The sequence below is a fragment of the Methylobacterium cerastii genome (genome assembly GCF_022179125.1).
In the GTDB taxonomy this organism is placed as follows: domain Bacteria; phylum Pseudomonadota; class Alphaproteobacteria; order Rhizobiales; family Beijerinckiaceae; genus Methylobacterium; species Methylobacterium cerastii.
The window spans coordinates 1-9,224 of record NZ_BPQG01000123.1; the positions used below are offsets into that span (position 1 = coordinate 1).

Annotated in this window: 13 protein-coding genes; 7 read left to right on the plus strand and 6 right to left on the minus strand. The window is 62.5% G+C overall.

The window, feature by feature from the left end; genetic code table 11:
* Positions 1-16: 16 nt before the first annotated feature.
* From MFF13_RS25645 to MFF13_RS25660, 4 genes are all read right to left on the minus strand, one after another.
* The gene (locus MFF13_RS25645; protein WP_238273321.1) at positions 17-406 is read right to left on the minus strand and encodes a ferritin-like domain-containing protein; all 390 of its coding nucleotides are present in this window, start codon (positions 404-406) and stop codon (positions 17-19) included.
* 291 nt (positions 407-697) lie between these two features.
* Positions 698-1,447 carry an FkbM family methyltransferase gene (locus tag MFF13_RS25650; protein WP_238273322.1) on the minus strand — a complete coding sequence of 250 codons (750 nt, stop codon included), beginning with the start codon at positions 1,445-1,447 and terminating at the stop codon, positions 698-700.
* A gap of 1,148 nt (positions 1,448-2,595) precedes the next feature.
* Positions 2,596-2,856 (minus strand): hypothetical protein, encoded by a 261-nt coding sequence (locus tag MFF13_RS25655; RefSeq protein ID WP_238273323.1) that lies wholly within the window; start codon positions 2,854-2,856, stop codon positions 2,596-2,598.
* Positions 2,857-2,893: 37 nt separating this feature from the next.
* On the minus strand, positions 2,894-3,688 hold the full coding sequence (locus MFF13_RS25660) for a transporter substrate-binding domain-containing protein (protein ID WP_238273324.1): 795 nt from the start codon (positions 3,686-3,688) through the stop codon (positions 2,894-2,896).
* Positions 3,689-3,811: 123 nt separating this feature from the next.
* On the opposite strand from MFF13_RS25660, the gene MFF13_RS25665 reads away from it, so the two are divergent.
* Together MFF13_RS25665 and MFF13_RS25670 are read left to right on the plus strand one after the other, a co-directional pair.
* Complete coding sequence (locus tag MFF13_RS25665; RefSeq protein ID WP_238273325.1) at positions 3,812-4,033, plus strand: hypothetical protein; 222 nt, start codon at positions 3,812-3,814, stop codon at positions 4,031-4,033.
* Between the two features lie 238 nt (positions 4,034-4,271).
* Positions 4,272-4,463 (plus strand): hypothetical protein, encoded by a 192-nt coding sequence (locus tag MFF13_RS25670; RefSeq protein ID WP_373322613.1) that lies wholly within the window; start codon positions 4,272-4,274, stop codon positions 4,461-4,463.
* 46 nt (positions 4,464-4,509) lie between these two features.
* Here MFF13_RS25670 and MFF13_RS25675 read toward each other — a convergent pair whose 3' ends face one another.
* Both MFF13_RS25675 and MFF13_RS26610 read right to left on the minus strand, forming a co-directional pair.
* Complete coding sequence (locus MFF13_RS25675; RefSeq protein ID WP_147765003.1) at positions 4,510-4,764, minus strand: hypothetical protein; 255 nt, start codon at positions 4,762-4,764, stop codon at positions 4,510-4,512.
* Between the two features lie 15 nt (positions 4,765-4,779).
* A complete protein-coding gene (locus MFF13_RS26610) occupies positions 4,780-5,025 on the minus strand; it encodes a DUF6894 family protein (protein WP_373322614.1) in 246 nt (81 codons plus the stop codon).
* Between the two features lie 124 nt (positions 5,026-5,149).
* Between MFF13_RS26610 and MFF13_RS25680 the strand changes: the two genes are divergently transcribed.
* The 5 genes from MFF13_RS25680 to MFF13_RS25700 form a co-directional block, all read left to right on the plus strand.
* On the plus strand, positions 5,150-5,377 hold the full coding sequence (locus MFF13_RS25680; protein WP_238273327.1) for a hypothetical protein: 228 nt from the start codon (positions 5,150-5,152) through the stop codon (positions 5,375-5,377).
* A complete protein-coding gene (locus MFF13_RS25685; protein ID WP_147814114.1) occupies positions 5,374-5,826 on the plus strand; it encodes a LexA family protein in 453 nt (150 codons plus the stop codon). The genes MFF13_RS25680 and MFF13_RS25685 overlap by 4 nt, the downstream gene beginning before the upstream one ends.
* On the plus strand, positions 5,823-7,151 hold the full coding sequence (locus MFF13_RS25690) for a Y-family DNA polymerase (RefSeq protein WP_238273328.1): 1,329 nt from the start codon (positions 5,823-5,825) through the stop codon (positions 7,149-7,151). Before MFF13_RS25685 ends, MFF13_RS25690 begins: the two co-directional genes overlap by 4 nt.
* Positions 7,152-7,228: 77 nt before the next feature.
* Entirely contained in the window at positions 7,229-7,417 is a 189-nt protein-coding gene (locus MFF13_RS25695) for a hypothetical protein (protein WP_238273329.1), read from the plus strand.
* Positions 7,418-7,497: 80 nt separating this feature from the next.
* Positions 7,498-9,224: Na+/H+ antiporter (locus MFF13_RS25700; protein ID WP_238273330.1), on the plus strand; the 1,727-nt coding region annotated here is incomplete at its 3' end.

Sequence of the window (9,224 nt, forward strand, 5' to 3'; positions counted from 1 at the left end):
GGCCTGAAAACAGCGCTTACCCTTCATCGGCGGCCAGCTCGAAAGCGAATTTGCGGATGAAAGAATCTGCGAACGGTACTTGCTTGCCGCCGCTGACGGTTCCAACGCCCCCAACGCCGTCGATATCACCAGCTTTGAGGCCTGCGCCATTGACTGCGCGCAGATAGTACTCTGCACCAAGATACTCGAAGTTTAGTGCGAACTGAACGATGTCAATGTCGGTGATGTCCGCTGGCGCACCTTGCGCCATTGCAGAGTCTGGATCAGAGGCTCCGAGTATGGCCAGTCCTACGGTGCCGAGGCCGAGTGCCTGAATGAAGGCTCTCCGGCAGGTCCCGAAATCGGCTTTGTTCAGGACAACTTCTTCAATTCCAGACTGTGCTCCGGTCTGAACGTTCTCGCCCATGGTCCGCTCCCGCCTTATGAACATTACCCCAAATGGGAGGCTACAATGAGCGGGCTCAGCTTCTTTAACGCATGATATTTTTCCGAGAACGATAAGTACTTCTTCTTCGGCGTATCTAAATTGACACATCGTTAACCGCGCTCAAACTCGAACACGGGTTGGTCGATGTCGATCTGAGCAACAATTCCGAAAAACGAAATTCGAGCTTAGTATAGGTTTATGAATGCCCCAGTTAGGAACGATTGAGGTATTAAATATGTCAGACTCCGCTTCATGGGCATTCTACCACTGCTATTGCAGCTTGAAAGCATTCGCCCATTCGGCTTTGAGCTCACGCGGAACAAGGAAGAAATCCCAGGTGGCAAAATCAACGACTGCATTCCAGACTGTCTCCGCCTCGATAAGGTTTCCGAACAGATCGGCACAGACATAGCCGTGTGATCCGGCAAAATCGAACAGGCTTCGGCGTTCGTGGCCGTAGAACCCATATCCCGCCCAGCCATACTCAACGCTGATGATGGGGCGATGGCGGGCAAGAAGGGTTGTCGCTCCTGAGAGCGCATCGATCTCCGCTCCCTCGATGTCCATTTTGATGAACGAGAGGCGATCAAGGTGTGCCAGGGTGTTGTCCAGCGTCTCGACTACGACGCGAATGGACTTCGTCGGCATATTTGGACGGCTGAAAAAATGCGCTCGTAGACCGCTCTCGGCGAGCGACTCGGCGACGACAAAGTCCGTTTCGCCGCTCTCTTGAGACACGGCGGCCTCGCGGATGTGTACATGGGGCGTTGTTCGGAAGCGCTTCCGAAGCTCAGTCGCGAGGTGCGGGATCGGTTCAAAAGCGTAGACCGTGCCGTTCTCGCCAACCAAATGGGCAATCTGCCCCAAATGCTCGCCAGAATGGGCGCTGAGATCGACTGCTACATTACCCGGTTTAAGGAAGCGTCGATAGCCTTCAGTCAGGACCATTTCAAAGTTGATCATTTGGCCGGTTGTTTGAATGAGTTTGATAGCGTTGGCCGCCGCAATGGCTGGATGCATGATAATTGTTTCTTCCAATTGATGTCTGATTTTAGGATCAGCTGGCCGCACCCAGTTGGAGTGAAAAATCCCATATCTATTAGCTGTCTCTCAGTTCACGCCGTCTGGATCCTCGCGATATTTTACTTAGCCTGGCCGTTTGACGAGTCCTTAGGAAGCGTGTTGGGTATCTATCCCAGAGTTGGCCAGCCGTCAGCCGGATCAATGGCTACGAGGCCAGGACCGCGGACATCTAGATCCCGCTGTTCCTAAGCCGGTAAAGCAGCGTTGACAGCTTTGACGATCGTAGTTTTAGAGCTACTATAAATCTGCAGGTGGCTCGCCCCCCAACTAATTACTTGATGATCGGTTGCTCTTTAAGTGAGTGAGATGAATTCGTCGAGTTCATAAAATAAACTTCGTAGACGCTCTCGATGATTGTATAGGCGGCGCGGTCGTAATTTGTCGCAACCGTCATTTTGGGGACATTTTTGCTTTAAGATGCTCGGCAACAGCTGCGCGAATTACTTCCGGTCGTGATGGTTTTGGATCTGAATGCTCCGCGATCCAGGCATCAAGCGGAGCAAGCTGCTCATCGTGGAAGCGTACCCCCACTAGCGTGCCCTTCCCCGTCGTTTTCAGGCGGCCCCGCACGTTTGTGTTATCCCGAAATGCCATCACCATAGCTTAGTATTAACACAAAATGGCCAAGCCGGGAGATTGGATCTAGGCCTACCTTTTCTGAGCGCTGTCTGAGCCGCATCACGGGCCATCCGCGCAGCTTTTTGCCGAGCCAGCTTGCTTTCAGCTACGCTGATGGTCGGCTCATCGGCGGGCATAGGAATCGGTTGGTCCTGCCGCTTAGTGAAAGCCGTTTCCGCTTGCTTCCACTCCTTGCTCTGATGTTCGGACACCGGGTGTTCCCTGAGATTGAAAAAGCCAGATCCTTCCGTGCTTGTCCGGATCACCGCTTGTGATTGGCTCGGATTTGGAAAGCCATGAGCGCGACGGATGCGACGACCCCGGACCCGAAGACCATCATGAGCGCATTGTCGAGGCCGTTCGAGATGAGCACGGTGATCGACACGTAGGCCACGAGGAAGCCGCCAACCCCCATCGCGAGCCCCTCAACGTTCACGCCTGTGAGCCCTGCGCCTGCACGTGCTCGATCAGTGCTCCACCGGTTGCTCGACGAACGAGCGGATGCCACGCTCGGCTACTTCTTGTTCGAAGGCTTCGTAGGCGTCTTGATCGTCGGCAAAGGTTCCGTCCCAGGTAGTATGGCCACCCTCGTGATCAATGATCTCCATGGCCCACTCATCCTCCGTGCCGGCGAACCGGTAGATGTGGACCTGCACCGTGATGCCGTCGCGAGTGACGCTACCCCCTAGCGGGGAGTCTTCAATCTCTCGGTCAGGGATCTCGCTCATCGGTCGCTCCACCAGTTCGCACCTTCGGGGTCCTTCCTTATGGCGCCACCGCATCTCCGCTGAAACCGTGGGCGTCGAAGATCCCCCTCACGAGGCCCGACCGCTTCGCCTCCGCAAGCCACGCCGTCACAGAGGCAAGCGCCGCTGGTCGGCCTTTAGGAACAGCGATGGCGACCTGCGTCTGCTGGAAGCCGCCAGTCACGATCCGCGAGCCGGGTACCTGCGCCACAATCGGCTGCAGCGTGTCTCGCGACAAGGCGAAAGCGTCGGCCCCACCGGTTCGCATCCGCTCGATCGCCTCGGCTACAGAGGGCACAGCCACCGGCTGGGTCTGCGTCAGCGTGCGGGCCGAGGCGCGGATCGTCGTCGTCCCGTCGATCGCCACCACCCTCAGATCCGACCGATCGACCTGCGCGACGTCGACGATGCCTGATGCACCGGTCACTAGGTACGTGCTTTCAAGGTCGTAGTAACCCGGACCAAAATCGAGCACCTGCTTGCGAGCCGCGTCGACGGGCATGAAGCTCACGTCGATCGTCTCGGCTTGGAGTGCCGCCGCCGCAGCTCCCGAGTTCGAGAACATGGTCACAGCCAGCGGCAGACCCATCTTCTTGGCGAGGTCGGCACTGAGATCTGCCGTGACGCCATCAGGCTTCCCGTCCGATGAGCGTCCGACGAAGATGAGACCGGCGGACGGCGCCTGGATCAGGCCGACCCGAAGAGTGCCGGTCGGCGCCAGCTCGCCTTTCGCGGTGGCATCCAGCGCAAGCCCGGGAAGCGTCATGGCGGCGAGAATGACGAGCGCGGCCGGTAGTCCGTGAGCGAGCGGCATGGGTGGCGTTCCCAGTGTCGTTTCCTGCCGTCCGCTGTACCTCGTCGTCGAGCGAGATCCCATTCGAACGGAGCGCCAGCAGCTGACGCACGTTGCGCTATGACACCAGGTTGGAGCGAGTTCATGGAAGTCAGCGATATGAAGAACCCGCCCTTCGTGGTGTTCACCTTCCGAGAGGGGCATCTCGTCGTTGAGGAGGATGCCGAAACCGAGGTGGCCGCCCGCATGCGCTTCGCATCCGCGATCGACATGTGTGAGACACGGGACGATGCGCATGCCCACCGCGTCGAGCTGCGAGCGGGCGCAGATATCATTGACACTTGGCCGAAGGCCGACCGTTCCTGAGACTTCCGTTCGAGCGCCTCAAAGTGAAACTGTGGACTCCGTTCCGTAAGTAGATCAGGGCCGAACTGTACGCGTTCTCGTGCCACAGGAACGAGCTCCGCAGCGCGCAGTTTGCCCTGCTCATCCACCGGGGGCTCGTAACCAACCGCCCCTGGACGACAGGAGAGCGACGATGGCGAATGCAGGCAAACACGGCATGCACCCTGGAAGCCAGGGTAAGGGATCAGGCTCAGGAGCGATGACCGAGCTGCCGGAAGGCGTGATTGAGGACAATGCGGTGCTGAGCAACCGCGACAAGGCCCAGCATGGCGACGAGCGCGGTCTGGATAGCAAGACGGTGCAGACCGAGCAGTACCAAGACCACTCGGCCAATCGGCTGGAGACTGACGAGGACCGAGCGCAACGCGGCAGCGACGCTGGAAATTCCTAGGCCTCGTTACAACCCGCCCAGTCCATCGGGCGGGTCGCTCATACCGTCATCCACCCTGCAAACTCTCCGCGAAATCGTCCGGCACCTCGCCGAACTGACCCAAGATCGTCGCGCTTTCCAGCTCGCCAGTCTCATCGTCGGCGATGACCTTGATCGCTGCGGTGCCTGGCATCCGGCCTGCCATCGCTTCAGCCTTCTTCAGCGCGCCGTTCTCTGTCGGTGCCACCTCGCGGTCGCCGGGCACCAGGCGCTTCCGCTTAATGACGAACGTCTGCACGATGTACGTCGTCTTCATGCCCATGGCTGATCTCGCCTCTCACGCTGTGAAGCGACTATCCCGTATGTGCGTGAACGCCATCCTCCAGATGGATCGTCCCTTCGCGTCGTAGACCTCGACGTGCCACGCCGACCAATCGGCCCGATCGTCACTACGCATGAGATCGAGAGCAATCCGCTCGGCGTAGAAGCGCATCAGAGCGTCCGACGGCAAGCGCTTGCCCCTGAGATCCGCCACGAGGCTCAGGCCATTGGTGCAATGGAAGCGGTAAAGCGGCGTCGGCATTGGCGTTCTACCCCGCGCTCCACATTGCTTAACCGCCCTTTCCCCGGGGCGTGGCCGTCGAAGTCGAAACACGGTCCCGCTCGCTGTCTGTTCCTTGTATGTTCTTGAACAACTCGGAGCCGCGATGCACCCCCAGCCCCATGAACCGCCTGTGGAGATCCGGCTGACCGAGGCCGAGACGATCGCGCTCGCCTATCGCCGTGCCGCCCGCGGCGACGCCTGGGCCGCGCTGGTCCAGGCGATCGAGGACGCGCTGTCCGATTTGGCAGAGGCCGAGCGCCGGTCGCTGCGGCGGGATCGGCTCGTCTCGCGTGGCTACGTTCGAGCCAACTTGCCAGGGACGGTCACGTGAGCCCCTACGCGGTCGACGAGCTGATCCTCGGCAGCACGGATGCCGTTCGCGTGCCCGTGATCGGGCAGGCGCTGTGTGCCGGCTTTCCGAGCCCGGCAGACGACTTCCTGGAAGGCGCGCTCGAGCTGCCGCGGTGGCTTGTGCCGAACCCGCCGGCCACCTTCCTGATGCAGATCCGCGGCGAGAGCATGCGCGGGGCCGGCATCCATGATCGCGACCTCGCCTGCATCGACCGCAGCCTACGGGCCGAGGATGGTAGCGTCGTCGTCGCGGTGGTCGACGGACAGCTCTCGTGCAAGCGCTACCGCATGGTCGGCAACCGGGCGCGGCTCGACTTCGACAACCCGGAGATGCCGGCCTTCGCCGTCGACGAGTTCGGCGAAGTCGAGATCTGGGGCGTGCTGCGCTTCTCGATCCGGTGGCACCTCGCCCGCGGGCGGCTGTCGTGAGCGGGCCGGCGCCGCGGCAACGCGACCGGATCGGCGGCCGCGCCATCGCGCTCATCGACGGCAACAGCTTCTACTGCTCGTGCGAGCGGGTGTTCGACCCGAAGCTCTCCGGCGTGCCGGTGATCGTCCTGTCCAACAACGACGGCTGTGCCATCGCCCGCACCGCCGAGGCCAAGTCGCTCGGGATCAAGATGGGCGACCCCTACTTCAAGATCCGCGACATGTGCCGGGTGAAGGGCGTGCGGGTGTTCTCCTCGAACTATACCCTCTACGGCGACATGAGCGGTCGTGCGAACGCGGTCTACCGGGACTTCTCCCCCATGGTGGAGATCTACTCGATCGACGAGAGCTTCCTCGACCTCTCGGACGTGCACCCGGACCGGCGCCTTGAACTCGGGCGAGATCTGCGCTCCACGGTGCGCGCCTGGACCGGTATCCCGACCTGCGTCGGCATCGGCCCGACCAAGACCCTCGCGAAGCTCGCCAACCACATCGCCAAGCGCATCGCCCCACTCGACGGGGTCTGCGATCTTACCGACCCGGCCGAGTACGAGCACTGGCTCTGCCGCATCCCAGCCGGCGAGGTCTGGGGCATCGGCCGGGCGTCGCTCGCCAAGCTCGAAGCCATGGGCGTCGACAGCGTGGCGGATCTCGCCGACCTCGACCCGCGACCGGTGCGCAAGGCGCTGACCGTGGTGGGCGAGCGCATCATCCACGAACTGCGCGGCCTGTCGTGCCTGCCGCTCGGCGCGCTGCCGGCCCAGCGCAAGGGCTGCGCGGTGACCCGCTCGTTCTCGACCCGGATCGAAGACCGGGCGACGTTAGAGCAGGCGGTGTCCGCGCACGCGACGAGGCTCGGCGAGAAACTTCGGCGCGAAGGCCTCGGCACGAACCACGTCTCGGTGTTCTACCATACCAGCGAGCACGACCGCGGCGCGCCGATGCGCTCGGTCTCGACCACCGTGACGCTGCCGGAGGCGACGAATGATACCCTGGCGCTGATCAAGGCCGCGCGGCTCGGCGTGGCCAAGACCTGGCGCGAGCCCGGCTCCCGACCGTGGCGTTTCAGCAAGGCCGGCATCGTCACCACCGACCTGATGCTGCTCGACGCCAGCCCGCGCGCGCTGATCGGCCAGCTCGACCGCGAGCGCTCCGGCCCGCTGATGGCGGCGATCGACGCCTGCAACGCCCGCTTCGGGCGTGGGAGCGTCGTCCCGGCCCGCGCCGGCATGGAGGCCAAGCGCACGTGGAGCACGAAGTTCGAGATGCGGACGCCGCGCTACACGACGCAGGTCGGCGAGCTGCCGATCGCGGTGGCTGGCTGATGGAGCGCCTGTGCGATCTCCGCGGACACCGGCTCGTCGTGGAGTGCCCGCCTTGCAAGCGGCGTGGCGCCTACGACTTGGCGCGCCTCCGGCGGCGGTTCGGCGAGCATGCCGATCTCTACGACGTGTACCTGCAGCTGACGCAATCATGCGGCCGCCAGAAGCTGGCCGGATCGCGCCAACCGAACCAGTACGGCCGGACCTGCCGTGCTGCGATCGGCGTCGAGGGCGGCGACGGGCGTACTGGCTTGCCCTCGCGGACGTAGATAAAGCGCTACTGGAACGCCCTCCCCCAGGCGTCCGACGGCGCCCTTACACCCCCGCCATGTTCTAGCGAAAGAGATGAATGGAAAGCGTCACAGTGGTTTTGGCTTTGTTGCTCTCCGTTCTGGTGAGCGGCGCCCTCAACCGCCTGCTTCCGCTACCGCTTCCGTTGATCCAGATCGCGATCGGTGTGGCCCTTGCCCTCGGGCCACTGCCGAGCACATCGCTCGACCCCGAGATCTTCTTTCTCGTTTTCCTGCCACCGCTCCTGTTCCTCGACGGCTGGCGCATCCCGAAGCGTGACCTCTTCCGGGACGGCAAAACCGTGGTGGCGCTGGCGCTTGGTCTCGTCGCGCTGACGGTGCTTGGGATCGGCATGCTGATCCACGGCATGATCCCCGGCATCCCGCTCGCTGTGGCCTTTGCTCTTGCAGCCGTCCTGTCGCCGACCGATCCCATCGCCGTTTCGTCCGTCGCTGCTCAGGCTCCCGTTCCACGGCGCCTGATGCATATCCTTGAGGGCGAGGCTCTCCTGAACGACGCCACCGGCCTCGTCTGCCTGCGCTTTGCCATTGCTGCCGCTTTGACCGGGACCTTCTCCCTCCCTGAGGCTGCAACCACTTTTGTTTGGTTGGCTCTTGGTGGTCTCGGTATCGGCGCCCTGACCACCTTCGTCCTGATGGGAGCCCAGGATCTCCTGCGCAGGCGCACAGGCGAAGATCCCGGCCTGCAAATCCTGTTCAGCCTCCTCACGCCGTTCGGGGCCTATCTCGCAGCCGAGCACGTACATGCGTCCGGCATCCTGGCTGCCGTCGCCGCCGGCATCGCCATGACCTATGTCGAGATCCAGGGGCGCAGCCTCGGCAGTACCCGCGTCCGCCGCACCGCCGTCTGGGATACCGTCGCGCTGGCTGCCAACGGGTCGATTTTCGTCCTGCTGGGCGAGCAGCTGCCGGAAGTTCTCGGGCACGCTGTGAAGCAGGCGGATGTGCAGGGCGCAGGCTGGCTCGTCGCCTGGATCATCGCCATCACGGCTGGCCTGATGGCGATCCGGTTCGTGTGGGTATGGGTCTCGCTTCAGTTCACTCTGGTGAAAGCCCGCCGACGGGGCGAAAAACGAGAGGGACCGACATGGCGTCTTGTAGCGGCCACGACACTGGCTGGGGTGAAGGGGGCCATCACCCTTGCCGGCATTCTCACCCTGCCGCTCACCTTAAAAGACGGCAGCCCGTTCCCAGCTCGCGATCTCACCATTCTCCTGGCAATGGGGGTCATTCTGACCTCTCTGCTCCTTGCAAGCACGGTCCTGCCGCCGCTTCTTCGTGGGCTTCAACTTCCTCCTGAGCCGAGCAATGATGCCGAGGAAGATGCTGCGCGAGCCGCCGCCCGCGACGATGCGGTGAGGGCCATCGAGGCCCTGCAACATCGTCTCGTCGAGGAGCAGGAGGACGCCTCGATTGCGGTCGAAGCTGGCGCGAGAGCCATGGACCGATACGAGGGGTTGGAGGCTCCGACGGCGGAGAGCCGGAAGGAGTTCAGCCGTGTCAGGCAGTTGGCGAACACCGAGAAGCGTTTACGCCTCGCCGGTATCGAGGCGGAGCGCCAGGCGCTTTACCGTTTGCGTCGCTCGCAGGCGATCGACGATGTGCTCCTGCGCCGGCTCGTCCGTGAGATCGATCTGATCTGTAAAGGGCGGACCAATTCCAGGCCGCTGTGGCGGAGTAAAACCAGGCCAGTGGCGGCCGGCAGCTTGAACGATGAAGGGGCCCGATCGGGCGCCTTCATCGTTCAAGCTGCCGGCCGCCACTG